The sequence below is a fragment of the Lewinella cohaerens DSM 23179 genome, from assembly GCF_000379805.1.
Classification (GTDB): Bacteria; Bacteroidota; Bacteroidia; order Chitinophagales; family Saprospiraceae; genus Lewinella; species Lewinella cohaerens.
The window spans coordinates 359446-379504 of record NZ_KB903531.1; the positions used below are offsets into that span (position 1 = coordinate 359446).

The window sequence follows — 20059 nt, forward strand, 5'->3', positions numbered from 1 at the left end:
CGGAATGGCAAATGCGGGAAAGTTGAAGAAAAAATCCCTTAGGTGTCTTCGGTGATTCAACATTTGGAAAGAAAAGCGTACAACCCCAATCGCTAATACCGCAGCCCCTCTGCTGGTATCTTCTCTAAATGCACATCGCCAAAGGTGACGCTGACTGTGATGACGGGGTAAGTTTCTTTACGGGTAGGTTTGAATTGTACCTTCTGGACTTCGGGGGTGTCTTCCAAGGCAAGTAGGCGGAGGTTTTCGGGGGTAAGGATTTTACCGTGGGCGGCCGTGAGGGTGTAGCCATACAACTCAGGCTGATCGCCGTAGAGGTAGACTTCGGATTTTTCGGCGCTAATATCCAATCCTAAGAGGCCTGCTCCGGGTTGCAATTTCAGGATACCGTATTGGGCATTGATCTGGTAATTGCCGGCTATCTCATAGAGGGTCACATCAGAACGGCGGGCATTGATGGTCACATTTCCGTCTATCTTTTCGCCGACGACATCACCGAAGCGGGTACGAATATCGAGGAGGCCTTTAACGTTGTCGATATCAATCTGGCTGTATTCTCCGAAGATCCGTAACCGGTTGGTAAGGTTGGAAATATTGGCCGCCCCAAAGTAATTCTTGACGTACACCGGGCAGTCTTCCGGGAGCGTAATGTAATAGGTAACGGAAAGTACGGATTCGGTTTGTTCGGCCCCACCGTAGCGGTAATTGCGCAGGTAAATTTTATTCTTGATGCGCTCTGCAACGAAGTTGACGGTTTCCAGATCAGTTTCGGCGGTAGCTTTTTCTGGATGTTTCGCTGAAATTTCTAGGCGTAGACCTACTTGACGTTTGTCCCAGGTTTCGACGAAAATCTCCGCTTTCTGGCCTTCAACATTGACTTCGTAGCCATCCTGATAGTTGAAGGTTTTCTCAATAACTTTGGTAACCACTTGCACGACTTCTTGCGCGGAAACAGAGATGGTTAGTAAACTCCCCAGGAAAAACAGGAATAATCTTTGCATCAATTAATTAGATTGCTTCAATGATTTGACGATAAATATCGCTTCTTTCGCGTTCAATATCGGCCATTTGTCGGATCAGCTGAGGGTCGCGACCATAGGACCTTAGCATCGCAGTTACGTCTTCGTGTGCCGAACTTAGTTCTTCGTATTCAAAACGCAACTTGTTGATAGCAGGGTCATTGACCTGCACAAGTTCTTGCTCCAGTTGTGCAAAAATATTTTCATCAGTATTCCAGTCAAGTTCCGCCTGGAATTGCTGAACCGTTTCTTGTGCGTATTGCAGTTTTACTTTCGGGCCGGGTTCCCGCATGATACCGTAGCCAGCCATTAACAGGAGTGCCACCGCTGCGGCCCACTGTAATACTTGCCGGCGGCGCACTACACGCAGTTGCCGGGTTTGATGGTCAGTGTCAAGCTGACGAGCCAATTTGTTCCACACCGTAACGGGAGGAGCATAACCGGGCAAATGCTGTACCGCATCGTGGAGTGCCTCCTCTACGGGCGCATGAGGCGTGGCTAACTCCGACTGAATCTGATCCCACAGTCCCGCAGGGGGATCGAAGGAAGGCATTTGGCCCAGTGCTTTTTTGAGGCTATCTCTATTCTTTTCGAATTCAGACATGGTTCAAAATAATTGATATAAAAATACAATAACCTGTTCTTATCTCTACCGGTATTTCTCCAGCGATTTTCGTAATTTTTTCTTGGCGTAAAAAAGCTGCGACTTCGATGTTCCTACCGAAATCCCCAGCATTTCTGCCACTTCTTTGTGCGCATACCCTTCTACTTCGATCATCACAAATACAGAACGATAGCCTGCTGGCAAAGCTTGAATAGCTTTTTCCAGGTAGTCCGCATCGAGATAATGCCCCCAGTCTACAACTTGGTCTTTATGGTGATAATCTTCCAGTGTTTCCATCCTGATTTCCCGTCGCATCCGGGAAAGAGCTGTTCGGACAACAATGGTTTTGATCCATGCTCCAAGGGTTGACTCTCTGCGAAATCCTGCCAGGTGGCGAAAGATTTTCACAAAAGCTTCCTGCAACACATCATTAGCAAGTTCAAAGTCGGAGGTTATTCGGTAAGCAGCAGTATACATTGCCCGCGAATAACGATCATATAGCTCTTTCTGAGCCAAGCGATCATTATCAAGGCAAGCATCTATCAATTCTGATTCCGTCATGGCGGCCGTAGTCATGAGCGAGTATTTCTTAGAAAAAAAACACCTAGGTGTAAACTCATCGTGGTTATAATGTAAAGAGTTGCACTTTCGTAAAACGGTTGTATCTTAGTTAAAATTATTCCAAGCTCTTGTCGCAAATTTCTGCGAACAGAGTTCCTGTCCCAAAGAAGCAAGCTACAAGCATTTAACGGAAATAAATTGATCTATTTCCCCCGTCTATTAACAAAACATAATGAAGAACAACAAAGTTATTTTGTGGTCCGTCACCGTGGCCCTGGCAGGGTTTTTATTTGGTTTTGATACTATCGTCATTAATGGTGCTGACAAGCCCATTCAGGATTTATGGCAAACCAGCGACTGGTTTCACAGTACCTTTATCATGTCGATGGCGCTGTGGGGCACTGTGATTGGAGCGCTGTGTGGCGGGTTTCCGACCAAACGCTTTGGGCGCAAGAAAACCTTATTTTGGATTGGTATCTTCTATCTCGTTTCTGCCTTGGGCTCATCGATGGCAACAGACCCTTATCTATTTTCCTTCTTCCGTTTTCTTGGTGGCTTGGGCGTAGGTGCTTCCTCGGTAGCAGCTCCCATTTATATTTCTGAAATAGCTCCGCGTGAAAACAGAGGCAAACTGGTAGCCCTTTACCAGTTTAATATCGTGTTGGGTATTCTAATTGCTTTTCTATCGAATTGGCTCATTGGTAAATACATGGCTCCGGCTGTTTCCTGGCGATGGATGTTGGGGATAGAAGCCCTACCCGCACTGCTCTACAGCTTGGTCGTGTTGACCATTGCAGAAAGTCCTCGTTGGTTATTACTCACCAAAGGCGACCGACAAGGTGCAAGGGCGGTGCTTGCTAATATCTTCTCCTCAGAAAAAGAAGTCGAAGAACAGTTACAAATCATCGAAGATTCACGAGAGACTGCGGAGCGTAAAACTGCTGGTGTTTCTTTCTTTTCTGCCCGACATCGCTGGCCTATATTTTTAGCGTTTTTACTCGCTATGTTCAATCAGCTTTCGGGTATCAATTTTGTGTTTTATTATGCTACCCGCATTATGCAAGAAGCAGGCATGACCGCTGAAACTGCTCGCGCCTCTGGCATTTGGCTGGGGCTTATCAACTTCCTATTTACCTTCGTAGGGCTTTACCTCATCGACCGCATGGGGCGTAAATCACTCATGTACATAGGCTCTATTGGTTATATCGTTTTCCTCTCACTGGTTGCTTATGCCTTTGCTACGGGTACCACAGGAGGTTGGGTAGTCGTAATGGTCTGTGGTTTCATTGCTGCCCATGCCGTAGGACAGGGAGCAGTGATTTGGGTGTTTATCTCCGAGATATTCCCCAACCAGGTACGAGATTTCGGCATGGCTTGGGGCTCAGGAACCCACTGGGTGTTTGCGGCAACTATTACGATGATTACACTACCTGTACTAAACGCCTTCTCTGCGACTACCGTATTTGGATTCTTTGCCTTTTGTATGGTACTACAACTACTTTTCGTCCATTTTATGATGCCGGAAACAAAAGGGGTATCGTTGGAGGAATTGCAGAAGCAGTTGACGGATAACGAGGCGTGATGGTGCGGGGGGGGGCTTTGTGCGAAGTGCGGGGTGTTCGCTGGCACTCACAGTAGTGCTGTTCCGATGAATCGGAATCGCGGAGGTGTTCATCCCAATTTTCGGGATTCACGAGGGTACTACTCATCCGATAAATCGGATTAGTGGCAGTACTCGCTTCGCTCGCGGTGGGGGCGACTGCCTCAGCGATAGCCCATGATACAGGTGATTCTAAAAACCGCCCGTATAGTGAGCACAACCGTGAACCCACTTTATTGAGAGAACACAACATAAACTAGGACAAACGCTAATTACTATGTATGCCAAAACACTATTAATTTTCTTGGTCGCTGTTACGCTTTTTACAACTTGTAGGAAGGATGAAACAGGAGACGCCACGGCTGGCCCAACTTATCTGGAACAACACCGGCCACAACTCCACTTCTCCCCTCCTACCCAGTGGATGAATGACCCAAATGGGATGGTCTTTTTTGATAATGAATATCATCTGTTCTATCAATATTATCCAGACAGTACGGTATGGGGGCCCATGCATTGGGGGCACGCAATCAGTAAAGACCTCGCTCACTGGGAGCATTTGCCTGTAGGAATAGCCCCTGACGAAAAAGGCTACATCTTCTCTGGTAGTGCGGTTGTTGATTGGGACAATACCAGTGGCTTTAGTGATGATGGAGAGCCGCCGTTGGTAGCCATTTTCACCTATCATGATCCTGAGGGAGAGAAAAGTGGTGCCATCGATTTCCAGAGTCAGGCCATTGCCTACAGCAACGACCGTGGGCGCACCTGGACGAAGTATGAAAACAACCCGGTCGTCCCTAATCCAGGGATTCGAGATTTTCGTGATCCAAAGGTCATCTGGGATTCAGATAATCGCCAATGGATCATGGTACTCGCCGCACAGGACAAAGTCATGTTTTATGCTTCAAAAGATTTAAAAAAGTGGAACTACCTCAGTCAATTCGGTAAAAACAGGGGGGCTCACGGTGGCGTGTGGGAATGCCCAGATTTGTTCCCCGTTACCATTAGTGAAACGGGGGGCAGAAAATGGGTTTTACTCGTTAGCATCAACCCTGGTGGGCCTAACGGTGGGTCTGCTACGCAATATTTCATTGGTGAATTTGATGGACAACGTTTCCGTTTAGATCAGGAGTTTGGTGCAGAAATGGCTCGCCAAGCGAGAAAAGACACCAGCAATGTTGCCGCTTGTTGGGTAGATTACGGTCGCGACAACTATGCTGGGGTAACCTGGTCAGACATTCCACAAGAAGATGGCCGTCGGATATTCATGGGTTGGATGAGCAATTGGGATTACGCGCAAGTGGTGCCCACCCAGCTATGGAGAAGTGCCATGACGTTGCCTCGCCAATTTCAAGTTAAATCGACGGCGATGGGTCCACGTTTAGCGCAATTTTTCCCGCAGGAACTACAAAACATTCGGGGAGAAAAAAAGGAAATCACGATCAATACAAGCCCCGGAACAACACACGACTTAGGAGTTGATCCACAGAAGCTGGAAATTATCCTTGAGGCTGCTACCGACGCCACTGGTAGCTTTGGATTTGAGTTACTCAATACCAAAGGGGAGGTTTACCGAATAGGTTACAGCGCTGATATGCAAGCCTATTTCAGTGATCGAACCAAAGCGGGCAATCATGATTTTTCAGAAAAATTCGCCCAAGAAATACACTACGCGCCTAAGCAATTGGAAGGTGTATTGATTACGATGCACTTGGTTTTGGACGTAAGTTCGGCCGAGCTCATTGCCGATGACGGGCTGACTGCTATCACAGACATTTTCTTCCCGACGGAAGATTTTACGACCATTCGTTTCTTCACAAACGAAGGCGTGGCGGTGCAGCGGTTGGACGTTTATCCTTTGGAGGGGGTTTGGTAAAACTTCTCTTTTGAACCACCAAAGGCACTTAAGTTTTTTTTAGTAATGCCTACAAACTAGACAAGCCCTCCAGTCCGTATTAGTGAATCAAATTGATCCCAGCAGCGGCCTTGGCAAAGCAAGGCCGCTGCTGGGAAAGGATACCATTTGTATAAATACATTTATGCATTTACACATTTGGTCACGCTACTTAATGATCACCTTCTGTACTGTACTGGCCCGTGTGGCATCGTCCTCTACATGAAGCCAATAGATACCCGCAGCTAGCTGCCCTATCATTAATTCAGTCGTATTTTGGCGCTGCATTACCCTTTGGCCCATACTGTTGAAAAGGCTCAAATTGAGTACCAGCCCTTCAGGGTTAATCACCTGGATACGATCAGTAGCAGGATTTGGGAAATTGCGGATACCGCTTAATGCTTCCGGCTGGTCATTGGTGCCAACAAGTTGCTCACACATAATGTCCTGCAAAAATTCTGTTGTAAAATCGATTGTAGCCGCATATTCTTCAGCAGTACCAAAATAACTAACGTGATCAAAGCTATTCTCGATGGTCAATAGACGGTTGGGGATATCAAGGCTATCTCCCTTTAGCTGAAGCTGAAGACTCCCCTCTAAATACACGATTTGCACGCCTAAGATGCTCGCAAAGCCAGTGTTGTAAGGAACAACGATATCCATATCGTCATGAACACTTGCAAAAGGAGGATCATTTTCATCCATCCAGGAAGCATCGTTCAATGCACCAGATAGACTGATATAGCCCTGCACTTCATGCGAGTATTCTGTATTGTTGCTGGAATTACCCGTAAATCCACCATTGGCTTCAATCAGTGCTACTAAATCTGCGTCAATATCGTCCGTTTCGTCCAATACCGCAGTATGCGCAGCAGCAATGCCGCCAGCAGACACACCACCTATAAATATCATATCAGGATCAACCCGGAAGGTGTTGCTCGTAGCGGCATCTTCTCTCATATATCGAATCGCAGCTTTGAAATCAGAGATTGACCGTACCACTACATCCCGCATTTCATCAGAAGTAGGGAATGGAATTAATGGAAGATCGTACAAGCGGTAATCAATACTCACGGCTACAAAACCCCGCCGGGCATAAGACTCACAAAGGCCAGCCAGGTCTCCTCGCTCGCCGGAGATAAAGCTCCCCCCGAAGGCAAGGATAATTACCGGGCGAATCGCCTGCTCGTCACCAACAGGCTCATAAACATCCAGAAAAAGCTCCTGTTCATTTCCTGCGATGGTCGTACCAGAACCGTAAGACAGGCCTAAGGTTGATTCTACTTCGGTAAATACATCTGTGCGATAGCGAATATCATCACAACCAGGGTAAGCTTGTGCGTTGGCAAAACTTATTGCACCCAAAACGAGTAGTGGTGTAAATAAAAACCTGATCGATTGTGGGCTAAAAATCGAACAAGAAAAATTTGGTAAAAATGGCTTCATCCTATTTCTGTATTTATGTGTATTTAAAAAATCTGCTAAAGTTAAGCCTTTCAGTTTATCCCATTTGTCAAGCAACAGTGTTATTGTTTTTTTGTTTACAACATGGAATTCCTATGTGCCTTTAATCGGCGCTTTACACTTGCGGGGAAATTGCTTATGTTTGTCTTTATATTGCGCAGAAAACAAAATGCGATTCTCTTTAGGTTTTTCAAATAGTTAAAGCACTTAGAATGAATCGTTTATTCAACTATTATGAAAAACAGAATCGCATTTTCTTTTCGTGCTGTTCCTCTAGCATAAAAGAAAAAATGGTCATTCACGAAATAGAATTTAAGGGAAGTTTTCCTGAGCAACGCCAGGCACCACAAGATGGTAAGCCTGAATTTGCCTTCATAGGACGTTCAAACGTAGGAAAATCATCACTTATCAATATGCTTACTGAGCGTAAAGATTTGGCGCGAATTTCCAACGTCCCCGGAAAAACACAACACCTAAATTATTACCTCATCAATGATAGCTGGTATCTAGTGGATTTACCGGGTTATGGTTACGCCAGGGTTTCCAAAAAGCTGCGTAAGCAGTGGCGCTTGATGATGGATTTTTACTTTAAGAAAAGGTTGAGTGTACAATGTGTTTTTGTCTTATTGGATGGTAATATTGGCCCTCAAAAAGTAGACATTGAATTCATCAACTGGCTTGGGGAGATTGGCGTACCTTTTATCATTGTTTATACCAAAACTGACCGTACCAAGCCCCACGAACTGGAAGCGAATATCGAGGCTATCACTGCTGCCTTGTTAGAACATTGGGAGGAGCTCCCACCCGGAATCCCTTCAAGTGCTAATACGAGAGTAGGCCGGGAAGAAATTCTAAAGATCATTGAAGAAACGTTAGATCGCATTGAGCTATGAAAAAACGTAGCAATACCATCCTACCTCCTGTCATCGATGACATTGAAGACTGGCCGATCTACCGACTCAGTGAAGATCGCCGTGCCTTTGTTCAAGAAATTGAGAAATATACCCTTGAAAGGCTAATGGGCCAGTCCCCCTCCAAGACCAGGGATCTCATCTCAAAAACTATTTACAAGGAGCGCATCCGGATCAAAGAAGAGCCGTGGAAGGTTGATCCTCCAAAAGAAAAGCAATTTTGGCGACGGCTAAGTCACCGGCATGTCCGCCTGGCGATGGATCATAAACCCGAGGAAGTTGATCAAATCAATCGTGAACATCTGCATCAGATTATTCTTCGCTACGCCGAAGAAATTGTGGGGACTTTCAGGATTAAAACATTCCTTTTCGCCCGCCGCTTTTTAACCTTCTTTTTTACGCGTCTGCTCAATACTGCAGCATTGCGTTCTGTGCGAGGATTGTGGGGTCGAGAACACCGGCTCACTGAAAAACTCGCTGTAGAAGGTGAAGTAGAAAAAGTACGCAAGCTTTTCAAACAAGGTACCGTTGTAGTCGTCCCTACCCACTTTAGTAACCTCGACTCCATTTTGATCGGATATGCCATGGATACCTACATGGGCTTGCCTTCGTTCAGCTACGGCGCTGGCCTCAATCTATACAACACTGGTTATACGGCTTATTTCATGAATCGCCTCGGTGCTTACCGGGTAGATCGCCGCAAGAAAAATGGCATCTATCTGGAGACCCTCAAGGCGATGAGTATGCTATCCATCAAACGAGGAATCAATAGTTTGTTCTTCCCTGGTGGTACTCGTTCCCGATCAGGCAAACTGGAAGACAAACTAAAACTAGGTCTGCTAGGGACGACTGTGGAAGCTCAAAGGACTATCTTTCAGGAAGGCCGAGATGAAAAAGTCTTTATTGTGCCATTGGTTTTGGGCTACCATTTTGTCTTGGAGGCCGAATTCCTTATTGAGCAGCATCTCCGCCAAATTGGTAAAGAACAATACCTCAAAACCAAAGACAACTCTTACAGCCCGTTTCGGGTACTCCAGTTTGCCTGGAAAGTGTTCTCCAAAGGGAACAACATCACCTTATCTTTTGGGCAACCTATGGATGTTTTGGGCAACCCTGTTGATGAAGAAGGTAATAGCTACGACCAGCACGGCCGCAAGGTAGATGTCTCAGAATATTTCCTGAATGCGAAAGGCGAAGTCAATGAAGACTTACAACGCGAAGCAGAGTACACCAGTTTGCTAGGTGATCGCATTGTCGACCGTTATCACAAGGATAATATCGTGTTGACCAGCCATCTCGTTGCTTTTGCTGCCTTCCGGTTGTTAGAGCACCAAAATCCACAACTAGACCTCTACGGCATACTGCGCCTACCTGCGGAAGAGTTTGTATTCCCTAAAGCAGCACTCGGAGATGTCATCAACCAGTTACGTAGCCGTTTGCTAGTCATGGAACGACTCGAAGAGGTTAAGCTTTCGCCGGATATTCATGAGGCAGTAGATTTCATTTTACAAGATGGTATCAAACACTTGGGGAATTTCCATGTTTCCAACCCTCTTTACTACGACAAGAAAGAACGTATCGTTAGTGCCAGTTTTAAGGTCCTCTACTTCTATCATAACCGGCTCGACAACTACGAACTAGAGCGCTATATTGACTGGAAAAATATCGGCGAAGAAGCGCTCCTTCTAGAAGAAGAATTGTATAATCAGGAGGGGAGGTTTTAGGATGTAAGCCTGCAAGAGTTGGATGGTTTGTTTGTTAGATGGTTGATGGTTGATCGTTATTTGTTCAAATAAGCCAAAAAAACAACTTGATATTCAACAATAAAAAACCTCTGCGGCTCCAAAGGGCCATGACATCCTACTTTTACACCTTTACACTTAACCAACTTTTACACAAATATTTCCGACTTGAAAAAAGGGAGATAAGGAATTCGTAGGTTTTAGAACAAATTGAAATAATTAAGAAAACAATGCTTCAACAACTCAATCCAAAGAACGAAAATCTTATCGTCTATGTAGACGGCGCTTTGGTACACCGCGATGATGCCAAAGTAAGTGTTTTCGATAGTGTTGTTCAGGGAGGTGATGCCGTATGGGAGGGCATCAGGGTTTACGATGGCAGAATTTTCCACCTAGAGCAGCACCTTGAACGGCTACAACTATCTGCTCATGCCTTGGATTTCAAAGCTATTCCCGATAATGACTTTATAACAGATGCAATTTTCCAAACCCTAAAGGCCAACCAGATGCGTGATGGTGTGCATATTCGCCTCACCCTCACCCGAGGCCGAAAAATCACCTCCGGGATGGACCCTCGCCTCAATCAATACGGTTGCACACTGATTGTTTTGGCAGAGTTTAAACCACCTGTGTATCCTCCGTCCATTAAATTGGCGACCAGTTCTACGCGCCGAAATTCCCCTATGCACCTTGACAGCAAGATTCACCACAACAACCTATTGAATAATATCCTGGCTAAAATAGAGGCCAACTATGCAGGTGCTGATGCTGGCCTAATGCTGGATACAGATGGCTACATCGCTGAAGCCAATGGCGTGAATGTCTTTTGCATACACCGAGGAGTCGTTTATACCCCTCATGCAGACTATTGTCTTCCTGGCATTACGCGCAGAACTATTCTTAGGCTCTGCAAGGAGAACAATATTCCACATGCTGAAAAACGGCTTTCCCTTACTGAATTTTATACTGCCGACGAAGTGTTTACCACCGGTACGATGGGGGAACTAACCCGCGTAGAAAGCATCGATGGTCGGAAAATCATTAACCGCTCAGGAGAACAGGTACTGGAAAAAATATCCGCTCATTTCCGGGCATTGACCGAAGTGGAAGGCGTAAAAATTCCAGCCTTCTAGTTAGGAGGCAGCGCCGCCAAAACCTCCTCAATAAACTTAGCTAAGGGGAAAGTTTTGTCCTCGTTCATTCCCAAACGCACCATTACAACCTTGCGGGAAGGAATAATAGCAATCCGCTGATCCTGGTAGCCTCGAAACATAAAAAGATTGCTGGGTACATCACTCAGCTCTTCGGGATCAGGCAACCATACCTGAGCGCCATAAACGCCCTCAGAACCAGCAGCAACTTCTCGTGAAAAGTCCACCCAGCCTGCTGGCAGTACGGGATAACCATCCCATTGGCCGTCCTGTAAATACAGCTGCCCAAAACGTGCCCAATCACGAGCTGTAGCCCAGCCGTAGCTAGAGCCAACAAAAGTACCAGATTGATCGGTTTCCATTTGTGCAGAATGCATACCTATTGTATTAAAAAGGCTATCCCGTACCAAATTGTGATAGGCCTGATCATTCCCCAATGTTTGGCGAACAAGATCACTCAGCAAGTTGGTCGTACCAGACGAATATACCCAGTTGGTATTTGGTGTAAATGCGGCTGGTTTTGCACGACTATACGCAGCCATATCAGACTGCGTATACAACATTTTTGTAGCGTCAGATACACCACCGTAAGCTTCATTCCATTCCAAACCACTATTCATGTGTAATAAGTCTGCCAAGGTGATATTGGCTCGCTCATCTCCTTCCCATTCAGGGAAAAGGTGGTCTTGCTGCAAACTCAAAGCCCCATTTTTCACCAATATCCCCACCAGTGCATTGGTAATGCTTTTCGTCATAGACCAACCTAACAGAGGTGTATCTCTGGTGAAACCCGGAGCGTACTTTTCGTGAACCAGATGTCCATCATGTAGTATGACCAGGCCACGAGTACCTCCACCAGGTAGGGGCAAAAAAGCATTCTGTGCTGCTTGCTCCAGGGCTTCTTTGTTTAGCCCTTCTGGTAGTGTATCGTAAGTAGGCAAAGGCATCACGATAGAAGCCATTGGAGAAGCAGGGACCTCCGCTGGCATCGGCTGATCTTCATCAACGATCAGCACACACCCTCTTCCTTCAATAAACTGTGCTTGCTGAGAAATCAAGCCAAAGAAAGAAGCCTTGATGACTTTCTTTTCCTGATTGTGAGACAATTTCACCAGCGGTAATGCAGAATAATTCAGGTCTTCAGCCTTGATATTTTCCAAATTTCGGCCTTGTATATAATGACAAGAACATGCCATCTTAGCCGCATAACCCGCGCCTACCTTTAGTAAAGGATGAGCATACCAATATCCACCTACTAAAAGGATGGCAACAACTATCAAGAACCATTTGAGGTACTGCATAAAGGAATGAAATTTAAGCTAAAGATAAAAGAATATGTGTTTCTTCCTCGGTGTGTGTTTAACTTATTGGTTGTATCTTAATCCCTACCCTGCTCCCCTGGTGTCTTTGGTGTCTTTGGCTCTAAATGTTCGTACTAAACGTAGCTTGGGCTTCAGCCCGAGCGTAATACTCACACTCGGGCTGAAGCCCAAGCTACGTTTAACAGCCCACTAGCAAAAAAACCAACACAAATACTTAATAATGAAAAAATTAGCAACACTCACCTCTAGTATCATTGCAGTACTATTCCTGTATCTCCTTTTCTGGCCAACTGCCCTCAAACCAGAAACATGGACAGCGCCACCCAACCCAGGTTATACTGGCGACTTTGCGTCCAACACATTGCTACAAGCTGTAGAAGTGCGCCACTTGAGCTGTCCGGAATGTGAAGATATTGCTATTGACTCCAGCGGCAGGGTGTACGGCGCAGCAGTGGATGGGAGGTTATTAAGGTACGATAGCCCCGACGCCGATCCTGTGGAGTTGGTTAATACTGGTGGCCGGCCACTAGGGTTGGATTTTGACCAAGCTGGCAACCTCTATATTGCCGATGCCCGTAAGGGGCTGCTTCGTTATTCAACAGACGGGCAACTCGAGGAGTTAGTCAACAGTTATGATGGACAACCATTTGGGTTTACCGATGACCTGGAGGTGGGGCCTGATGGAAAAGTATATTTTTCAGATGCTTCTGATCGCTGGGCCATTGAATCTTATAAGCTGGATATTCTGGAACACCTTCCTGTAGGGAAACTATACGTCTATGACCCTCTCACCAAGGAGCTAGACCTATTATTGGATAAGCTCTATTTTGCAAATGGTATAGCACTGGCGGCAGACACTTTCTTTGTGCTCGTCAATGAAACCAGCAGTTACCGCACCTTACGCTACTATTTAAAGGGAGAAAAAGGAGGAACAGTAGATACTTTCATACAGGGGCTACCCGCCTTTCCCGATGGCATTAGCCGTGGGAGCGATGGCATCTTCTGGCTGGCTATGATCAGCCCCCGCAACTCACTCATTGATGATTTGTCGGAGTGGCCTTTCCTGCGTAAGGCTATCGCACGCCTACCTAACTGGCTACAACCAGCTCCCGCTACCCATGCAGGTGTATTAGGCATTAATAGCCAGGGAGAGGTGATTTACAACATACAAGACCCCGATGGCAAGTTTTCCCAAATCAGTAGCGTGCAAGAATGGAATGGGCATTTGTATTTTGGTAGCTTGGGGCGGGAAGGAATTGGTTATTTGAAAACCTTTCAATAGGTGAATACCCCGCGTGAGCGATGTGGAGGGGTGACCGACCAGCGGGAGGTGAGATAGCGACGATAGGAGCTAGCCGAGTGAATAACGAGCCCCGCAACGTAGCGACCACAAAGTGGGCACGCCCAAAAGAGGGAAAAACGAAAATAATCAAATCAGAAGATCAGCATTCCGTTGCAAAGTTGGCCTACAATTTAATAAATGACCGACACCCGACCAAGCAAGCAACCATATTGCGGGAAATCATTTTATCTTTGCGCCGTTGAAAACAGTTCCCCCGAAATAATGGGTTAACTGCCCCGATTGACTTATTGAAACAGATTGAAACAGACGATATTTTGAAGAAGTTATTTACCCTCCTGTTATTTTGTGCTTTCTCTTTCCTGGCTTTTGCCCAAACTGGTATTATCCGAGGCAATGTTTTTGATGAAGAAAGCGGTGAAACTATCATTTACGGTACCGTAATGATGGATGGCACCGACCGTGGAACGACCACCGACCTTGATGGTTTCTTTACCTTTTCTAACCTGGAGCCTGGCACCTACAAGTTGCTGGTTTCCTATACTGGCTTTGGCACCAAAGAGGTAGAGGTAGAAGTTAAAAGTGGCATTGAATACGTAAGGATTTATCTCTCCACAGAAGCGGTCAACCTTTCTACCGTCAATGTTTCTGCTGATCGGGAACAGGCACGCTCTGACACTCAGGTATCTAAAATTACTGTTTCCGCAAACGATATCAGGGCTTTACCTTCCACAGGCGGCGAGGCAGATATTGCGCAGTACCTCACGGTTATTCCCGGTATTGTTTCTTCTGGTGACCAAGGCGGGCAAGTATATATTCGTGGTGGTTCTCCGGTGCAAAACAAGATCTTGCTAGATGGGGTAACCATCTACAATCCTTTTCACTCGATTGGATTTTTCTCTGTTTTTGAAACAGAAACAGTACGTAGTGTAGACGTGCTTACTGGAGGCTTTAATGCAGAATATGGTGGCCGTGTATCTGCCGTCGTAGATATTAAGACACGAACGGGCAATCAGCGCAACTTGAGTGGTTTGGTTTCCGCCAGTCCTTTTCAGGCGAAAGCACTGATTGAAGGCCCCATCAAAAAGCTTGACCCTGAAACAGGTAACAGCATCAGCTTCATGCTGACTGCAAAACACTCTTACCTCGACCAGACCTCTAAGCAATTGTATGCATACGCTGTAGATACGAATTACTATGCTTATGCAGGTGACTCCCTGAATTTGCGCCCGGAAGACATTGGCTTACCTTTTAATTATACCGACGTTTATGGCAAGCTCTCTATCAATGGAGGTAACGGTAGTAAACTGGATCTTTTCGGGTTCAATTTTACCGATGGCTTCAAGGTTCCCAATGTAGCTGACCTCACTTGGGACAATGGTGGCGGCGGTGCCAACTTCATCTTGATTCCGCTCAATAGTAACATCATCATGAATGGTACCTTGAGCTATTCTGATTACAATATTGGTCTTCAAGAATCAGACGGAGCACCACGTAGTAGTGGTATTACCACCTACAATGCACTTTTGAATTTCGCGTATTTCGGCCGCAACAGCCAATTGAATTACGGTATTGAATTCAATGGTTTCAACACCAATTTTGAATTTACCAACCTCATCGGCGTGCGCTTTAAACAACTTGATTTCACTACCGAGTTGTCGGCCTACATGAAGTATAAGCAGAAAATAGGTAATTTGATTTTGGAACCTGGTTTCCGGATGCAATACTATGCCTCTCAGAATACAGCCTCTCCGGAACCACGCCTGGGCTTAAAGTGGAACGCTACGGAATATCTGCGTTTCAAAGGAGCTGCCGGCTTGTATTCTCAAAACCTAATCAGTACAGTCAACGACCTGGATATTGTCAATTTCTTTGTAGGGTTCCTAGCGGGGCCAGAAGAAACTATATACGAACCTAATTCTCGTACACCTACCGATAATCGCTTGCAAACAGCCTTTCATGGCGTAGCAGGATTTGAGTTGGACCTCGGTGATTATGTCACCACCAATATCGAAGGTTATTACAAGGGCTTCACCCAACTCATTACGATTAATCGTAACAAACTTCGCGCTACCGACCCCGATTTCACTACAGAAACAGGCTATGCCTACGGGATAGATTTATCGCTGAAGTACGAAAGAAATCGTCTGTACTTATGGAGTACCTACAGTTATGGTCACGTACGACGCGATGATGGATTCCAGGAATACCCTACCAATTTCGACCGCCGTCATAATGCCAACTTTTTAGCCAGCTATCTTTTAGGTGAAAAAAGAAACTGGGAATTAGGCGTTCGTTGGAACCTTGGTTCTGGCTTCCCTTTCACAGAAACGCAAGGTTTCTATGAAAATGCTACCTCTCAGAATCCGGTGCTTGTCAACTTCCTAACAGGCAATTACAATCTTGACATTTTACTGGACGAAGACCTTAATGGCGGACGGCTTTCTTATTTCCATCGTTTAGACTTTTCGTTGAAACGCAACTGGAGTTTTGGTCGCTACGGCGGGCTGGAAGCCATCATCAGTGTAACCAACGCCTATGATCGCGCCAATGTATTTTACGTTGACCGGCTTACTAACAGGCGGGTAAATCAATTGCCGATTCTACCAAGTCTGGGAGTTACCTACAAGTGGTAAGCCCTGGAAAGCACTATTTTTAGCTCTACTCACATGAAAAAATTGGATGCGGAATATTGGGAGAAGCAATGGCAAGACCAACAAACAGGTTGGGATATTGGCCAGGCTTCTCCCCCGCTAATACACTATCTCAACGAGAACAATTATCAGCAATCCCGCATTTTAATTCCCGGAGCTGGCCGAGCTTATGAGGCCATCTATCTTCACCAACAAGGGTATCAGCATGTATTTGTCTGCGATTGGGCCCCAAGCGCCTTTGATCACCTCCGGCAGATGGCCACTGATTTCCCTGAAGAACACCTTCTGGTAGGCAATTTTTTTGAACTCGAAATCGATGTTCCTTTTGATCTCCTCCTTGAGCAAACCTTCTTTTGCGCCATTGATCCCGCTCTACGACCACAGTATGTAGCACAAGCTGCTAACCTACTTGGTGATCAAGGCCGATTGGCCGGTGTTTTATTTGCCAAAGAGTTTTCTTTCCCTGGCCCTCCTTTCGGTGGAGTTGCCGAAGACTATCGAAAATTATTTGCCCCATCTTTCGAGATAATATCGTTAGAAATCACCCCCTACTCTATCGCTCCTCGCTTGGGGAATGAACTTTTTATTGAACTAAAGAAAAATTAGATAGTTGTAACTATTGTTCTTTCGGTTTTAGACGACATTGCTAAAATCATCAGAAGGAAACAGGAGAAAGAAGAGTCTCCTGTTTCCTTATTTGAATTAAGTCTAAATAAATTTTGCTAACCAACGCTCCCCGCTTATCTTCGCGCAGCAGCCTTATCCTATGGAAGCAAGTACAACTATAGCCATCGCCGATCCGCAGCTCCTCTCCAGGGCTGGCATCAAGCACCTTCTCAGTCAGAACGAAGGCTTAGTGCTATTGTTTGAATCTACCCGTGAAGAAGAACTGTTTAGTCAACTGAAGATACAACAACCCAATATCCTCGTAATTGATTACGATCATTCGCCTCATTTCAGTGCAAATACGGTACACACTGTTATTAAGAACTATCCAGATATTCAGCTTTTGATCATCACTGATGATGATCGCAGGCATCAGATTTTACGGCTTCTGGAAAGTGGTGTAAAAACCTTCATCACCAAGGCCTGTAATGAAGAGGAAGTCGAAGACGCCCTACTAGCAGCAGTTCGTAAAGAAAAATTCTTTTGTGCAAAAGTACTTGATTACCTCCTTGAAAGGTCTGCCTCACAAGCTAGTCCTGACATTACTATTCTGAGTCCCCGAGAAATAGAAATCGTCAGTTTAATTGCTAAAGGATTAGTGGCCAAAGAGATTGCCGCCGAGCTACACCTGAGTACACACACCGTTTATACCCACCGTAAAAATATTCTCAAAAAGCTCAACTTGCGCTCTTCCTCAGAATTATTGGTTTTTGCGTTACAGAATAACCTGGTTACGGGCTAATATGTGGTAAATTGCACCCAAAGAAGCGTCTCGTATGACAAAACGGATTGGTATTACCGGAGGAATTGGAAGTGGGAAAACAACAGCTTGCCGTATTTTTGCAGCCTTAGGTATTCCTGTTTACTATGCTGATGACCGCGCCAAATGGCTGATGCAAAACGACCCAAAACTCGTAGCAGCCCTCAAAGATGCTTTTGGCGAAAAAACCTATGACGAGCAAGGGTTACTCAATCGCCCCTACCTCGCTGAGATTGTTTTCAATAACAAGGAACAACTAAGTATCCTCAATGGCCTCGTCCATCCTGCCGTCAAAGAGGATGGTATCCAATGGGATGAACAGCATCAAGCTACGCCATACACCCTCCGGGAGGCAGCTCTTCTTTATGAAAGTGGGATAGACCAACTCCTCGACCAGGTCATTACCGTAACCGCTCCTGAGGATTTACGTATCCAACGTGTGATCGAACGTGATGGCCTCAGCGCCGAGCAAGTGAAGGCTCGCATCGATAAACAATGGCCAGAAGAGAAGAAAGTAGACCTCGCTGATTTCGTCATCCACAATGATGGTCAACATTCGCTGATTCGACAAGTATATCAAATTCATCAACAACTAAGCAAGTCCAAGGAATGAGTGCTGATCGCCCTAAATTTATTGCCCCACAAGAACAGATCATTAACCAGATCAGTACCTTCAAGGAACTTCTGAAAAATGGTCATTCTTTAGCCAACTGTACCGTGCAAGCTCTTGACTTTAGACCACTAAATCTGGACTGGGAAAATTTCAAAATCGACAATACCCTCTTTTTAGGTTGTCAGATGAGCATGGAGGAGGAAATGCAGCTCCGCCAAAAGGGTGCCAATATCTATCACGCCCCCGAAGATTTGCCTTACGACCCCTTCCGTACCCAGTTATATACCTGGAAAGAACTTTGTAAAACAACGAATGGGCAAAGTCATGACTTGGAGGTTTACAATCACTTCAGTACTTGTCGTTATAACCCTACCATCAATGAGGCCCTCTGGCAAAGAATCCACGACCACGCAATGGACAATTCGCTGCGCCAGCTGCTGGAATTTGATAAACAAGGCATGACCAATCGGCGGTGCGTCGCTTTTATGGGAGGCCATGGCGTACTTCGTACAGATCCCTACTATCGTAAAACGGTAGCTACCGCAAAATTACTTGGCGAACACGGCTACTTTATCGCTTCCGGAGGAGGGCCTGGCATTATGGAGGCTGCTAACCTTGGCGCCTATCTTGCTGGCCAACCTGCAAATGCAATTGACAAGGCACTTGATCTACTAAAGGAGGCTCCGCTTTATTCCGATGAAGGATATCACGAAACCGCAGTGGCCGTGTTAGAAGCTTACCCTAATGGGCAAGAAAATCTCGCCATACCCACTTGGTTTTATGGCCATGAACCCAGTAACCTCTTCGCTAGTCATATTGCCAAATACTTTTCTAACAGCATTAGGGAGGACACCTTGCTGGCAGTAGCGCTCTACGGTATTGTTTACGCCCCTGGCAGTGCAGGCACTACTCAGGAAATATTCATGGATGCTGCGCAAAACCATTATGCGACCTTCAATTACTACAGTCCAATGGTTTTTCTGGGCAGAGAACGGTACGAAATTAACACGATGATTTACCCACTTTTGCGGCAACTTGCTTATGGTAAAACGTACTACGACTTACTACATCTTACCGATGAGCCTACCGATGTTTTAGCCTTTTTACAGCAGCATGGGCCCGTGGAGAAGGATTAAGTACTTAATATTCAGTTTTATCTGTTTTGCTGTCCCACTGTTCAAAAACCTTTACGCCTTCTTCATTCAAGAGCGGAATAAATTTTATTTTTCTGTCTTCGATCTTCATATCCAATTCATCATAAATAAATTGGTCATCAAACTCAATGCGGGCGGCATCTTCTTTTGTGCAGGCATAATAAACGGCTCGTGGCCTAGCCCAGTAAATAGCACCTAAGCACATTGGGCAGGGTTCGCAAGACGTGTAGATATCACAATCATCCAGCTGAAAAGTATTGAGCTTTTTACAGGCTTCTCTGATGGCAACCATTTCTGCATGCGCAGTGGGGTCATTGGTAGATGTAACTTTGTTATATCCTTGCGCAATGATCTCATTATTTTTAACGATAACAGCTCCAAATGGTCCACCTGCATTACTGTTCATTCCCTTCGCAGCCAGCTGGATTGCCTGTCTCATAAAATAGGCATGATCTAATTTCATATTATTATTCCGTGTTTATAGCCCAAAATAAGCGCTTTACATTAGTAATCCTAAATCATTAAATACGCCATTCATTATTTTCTCTTTCCTTAAGCTGCTTATTCCAAATTCCTCTCATTATCTTCCATCTATTACATGAAGCTATCTAAAATTCAGCTTCAATATGCTATTGTAAATTAAC

General features: G+C 45.5%; 17 protein-coding genes. 11 read left to right on the forward strand and 6 right to left on the reverse strand.

The window, feature by feature from the left end; all coding sequences use genetic code 11:
* Positions 1–92 precede the first annotated feature (92 nt).
* Genes A3EU_RS0101335 through A3EU_RS0101345 form a run of 3 tightly spaced genes read right to left on the reverse strand, consistent with a single transcriptional unit; the run spans position 93 to position 2199 of the window.
* Positions 93–1001: a hypothetical protein gene (locus A3EU_RS0101335; RefSeq protein ID WP_020534316.1), complete on the reverse strand. Its 909-nt coding sequence runs from the start codon at positions 999–1001 to the stop codon at positions 93–95.
* A 7-nt stretch (positions 1002–1008) separates the two neighbouring features.
* Positions 1009–1623 carry a hypothetical protein gene (locus tag A3EU_RS0101340; protein WP_020534317.1) on the reverse strand — a complete coding sequence of 205 codons (615 nt, stop codon included), beginning with the start codon at positions 1621–1623 and terminating at the stop codon, positions 1009–1011.
* A 45-nt stretch (positions 1624–1668) separates the two neighbouring features.
* Positions 1669–2199: an RNA polymerase sigma factor gene (locus A3EU_RS0101345; protein ID WP_020534318.1), complete on the reverse strand. Its 531-nt coding sequence runs from the start codon at positions 2197–2199 to the stop codon at positions 1669–1671.
* 217 nt (positions 2200–2416) lie between these two features.
* Here A3EU_RS0101345 and A3EU_RS0101350 point away from each other — a divergent pair, with 217 nt between their 5' ends.
* A complete protein-coding gene (locus A3EU_RS0101350) occupies positions 2417–3766 on the forward strand; it encodes a sugar porter family MFS transporter (RefSeq protein WP_020534319.1) in 1350 nt (449 codons plus the stop codon).
* 295 nt (positions 3767–4061) lie between these two features.
* Entirely contained in the window at positions 4062–5660 is a 1599-nt protein-coding gene (locus A3EU_RS0101355) for a glycoside hydrolase family 32 protein (protein ID WP_020534320.1), read from the forward strand.
* A gap of 186 nt (positions 5661–5846) precedes the next feature.
* Here the strand turns inward: A3EU_RS0101355 and A3EU_RS0101360 are convergent, their stop codons facing one another.
* Positions 5847–7124, reverse strand: a complete 1278-nt coding sequence (locus A3EU_RS0101360; protein ID WP_020534321.1) for a T9SS type A sorting domain-containing protein — start codon at positions 7122–7124, stop codon at positions 5847–5849.
* Positions 7125–7354: 230 nt separating this feature from the next.
* Between A3EU_RS0101360 and yihA the strand changes: the two genes are divergently transcribed.
* From yihA to A3EU_RS0101375, 3 genes are all read left to right on the forward strand, one after another.
* Entirely contained in the window at positions 7355–8035 is a 681-nt protein-coding gene (gene yihA / locus A3EU_RS0101365) for a ribosome biogenesis GTP-binding protein YihA/YsxC (RefSeq protein WP_020534322.1), read from the forward strand.
* Positions 8032–9777, forward strand: coding sequence for a 1-acyl-sn-glycerol-3-phosphate acyltransferase (locus A3EU_RS0101370; RefSeq protein WP_020534323.1), 1746 nt, complete (start codon positions 8032–8034; stop codon positions 9775–9777). The genes yihA and A3EU_RS0101370 overlap by 4 nt, the downstream gene beginning before the upstream one ends.
* Positions 9778–10025: 248 nt before the next feature.
* On the forward strand, positions 10026–10928 hold the full coding sequence (locus A3EU_RS0101375; protein WP_020534324.1) for an aminotransferase class IV: 903 nt from the start codon (positions 10026–10028) through the stop codon (positions 10926–10928).
* On the opposite strand, the gene A3EU_RS0101380 is transcribed toward A3EU_RS0101375, so the two are convergent.
* Positions 10925–12247, reverse strand: coding sequence for a serine hydrolase domain-containing protein (locus tag A3EU_RS0101380; protein WP_020534325.1), 1323 nt, complete (start codon positions 12245–12247; stop codon positions 10925–10927). The genes A3EU_RS0101375 and A3EU_RS0101380 overlap by 4 nt on opposite strands.
* 241 nt (positions 12248–12488) lie before the next feature.
* Between A3EU_RS0101380 and A3EU_RS29000 the strand changes: the two genes are divergently transcribed.
* The 6 genes from A3EU_RS29000 to A3EU_RS0101415 all read left to right on the forward strand — a co-directional run bounded on the left by A3EU_RS29000 (position 12489) and on the right by A3EU_RS0101415 (position 19397).
* The gene (locus A3EU_RS29000) at positions 12489–13550 is read left to right on the forward strand and encodes an SMP-30/gluconolactonase/LRE family protein (protein WP_020534326.1); all 1062 of its coding nucleotides are present in this window, start codon (positions 12489–12491) and stop codon (positions 13548–13550) included.
* Between the two features lie 335 nt (positions 13551–13885).
* Positions 13886–16204 carry a TonB-dependent receptor gene (locus A3EU_RS0101395; protein WP_052331274.1) on the forward strand — a complete coding sequence of 773 codons (2319 nt, stop codon included), beginning with the start codon at positions 13886–13888 and terminating at the stop codon, positions 16202–16204.
* 33 nt (positions 16205–16237) lie between these two features.
* Positions 16238–16828 (forward strand): class I SAM-dependent methyltransferase, encoded by a 591-nt coding sequence (locus tag A3EU_RS0101400; RefSeq protein WP_020534329.1) that lies wholly within the window; start codon positions 16238–16240, stop codon positions 16826–16828.
* A gap of 160 nt (positions 16829–16988) precedes the next feature.
* A complete protein-coding gene (locus tag A3EU_RS0101405) occupies positions 16989–17630 on the forward strand; it encodes a response regulator transcription factor (RefSeq protein ID WP_020534330.1) in 642 nt (213 codons plus the stop codon).
* Positions 17631–17664: 34 nt separating this feature from the next.
* The gene (coaE, locus tag A3EU_RS0101410) at positions 17665–18261 is read left to right on the forward strand and encodes a dephospho-CoA kinase (protein WP_020534331.1); all 597 of its coding nucleotides are present in this window, start codon (positions 17665–17667) and stop codon (positions 18259–18261) included.
* The gene (locus A3EU_RS0101415) at positions 18258–19397 is read left to right on the forward strand and encodes an LOG family protein (protein WP_020534332.1); all 1140 of its coding nucleotides are present in this window, start codon (positions 18258–18260) and stop codon (positions 19395–19397) included. Before coaE ends, A3EU_RS0101415 begins: the two co-directional genes overlap by 4 nt.
* Positions 19398–19401: 4 nt before the next feature.
* Here the strand turns inward: A3EU_RS0101415 and A3EU_RS0101420 are convergent, their stop codons facing one another.
* Entirely contained in the window at positions 19402–19878 is a 477-nt protein-coding gene (locus A3EU_RS0101420; protein ID WP_020534333.1) for a nucleoside deaminase, read from the reverse strand.
* Between the last annotated feature and the right edge of the window lie 181 nt (positions 19879–20059).

What these genes read in the sequence shown, in the direction of transcription:
- A3EU_RS0101335 (WP_020534316.1), bottom strand. Translation starts at nt 1,001, where the DNA reads ATGCAAAGATTATTCCTGTTTTTCCTGGGGAGTTTACTAACCATCTCT.
- A3EU_RS0101340 (WP_020534317.1), bottom strand. Translation starts at nt 1,623, where the DNA reads ATGTCTGAATTCGAAAAGAATAGAGATAGCCTCAAAAAAGCACTGGGC.
- A3EU_RS0101345 (WP_020534318.1), bottom strand. Translation starts at nt 2,199, where the DNA reads ATGACTACGGCCGCCATGACGGAATCAGAATTGATAGATGCTTGCCTT.
- A3EU_RS0101350 (WP_020534319.1), top strand. Translation starts at nt 2,417, where the DNA reads ATGAAGAACAACAAAGTTATTTTGTGGTCCGTCACCGTGGCCCTGGCA.
- A3EU_RS0101355 (WP_020534320.1), top strand. Translation starts at nt 4,062, where the DNA reads ATGTATGCCAAAACACTATTAATTTTCTTGGTCGCTGTTACGCTTTTT.
- A3EU_RS0101360 (WP_020534321.1), bottom strand. Translation starts at nt 7,124, where the DNA reads ATGAAGCCATTTTTACCAAATTTTTCTTGTTCGATTTTTAGCCCACAA.
- yihA (WP_020534322.1), top strand. Translation starts at nt 7,355, where the DNA reads ATGAATCGTTTATTCAACTATTATGAAAAACAGAATCGCATTTTCTTT.
- A3EU_RS0101370 (WP_020534323.1), top strand. Translation starts at nt 8,032, where the DNA reads ATGAAAAAACGTAGCAATACCATCCTACCTCCTGTCATCGATGACATT.
- A3EU_RS0101375 (WP_020534324.1), top strand. Translation starts at nt 10,026, where the DNA reads ATGCTTCAACAACTCAATCCAAAGAACGAAAATCTTATCGTCTATGTA.
- A3EU_RS0101380 (WP_020534325.1), bottom strand. Translation starts at nt 12,247, where the DNA reads ATGCAGTACCTCAAATGGTTCTTGATAGTTGTTGCCATCCTTTTAGTA.
- A3EU_RS29000 (WP_020534326.1), top strand. Translation starts at nt 12,489, where the DNA reads ATGAAAAAATTAGCAACACTCACCTCTAGTATCATTGCAGTACTATTC.
- A3EU_RS0101400 (WP_020534329.1), top strand. Translation starts at nt 16,238, where the DNA reads ATGAAAAAATTGGATGCGGAATATTGGGAGAAGCAATGGCAAGACCAA.
- A3EU_RS0101405 (WP_020534330.1), top strand. Translation starts at nt 16,989, where the DNA reads ATGGAAGCAAGTACAACTATAGCCATCGCCGATCCGCAGCTCCTCTCC.
- coaE (WP_020534331.1), top strand. Translation starts at nt 17,665, where the DNA reads ATGACAAAACGGATTGGTATTACCGGAGGAATTGGAAGTGGGAAAACA.
- A3EU_RS0101415 (WP_020534332.1), top strand. Translation starts at nt 18,258, where the DNA reads ATGAGTGCTGATCGCCCTAAATTTATTGCCCCACAAGAACAGATCATT.
- A3EU_RS0101420 (WP_020534333.1), bottom strand. Translation starts at nt 19,878, where the DNA reads ATGAAATTAGATCATGCCTATTTTATGAGACAGGCAATCCAGCTGGCT.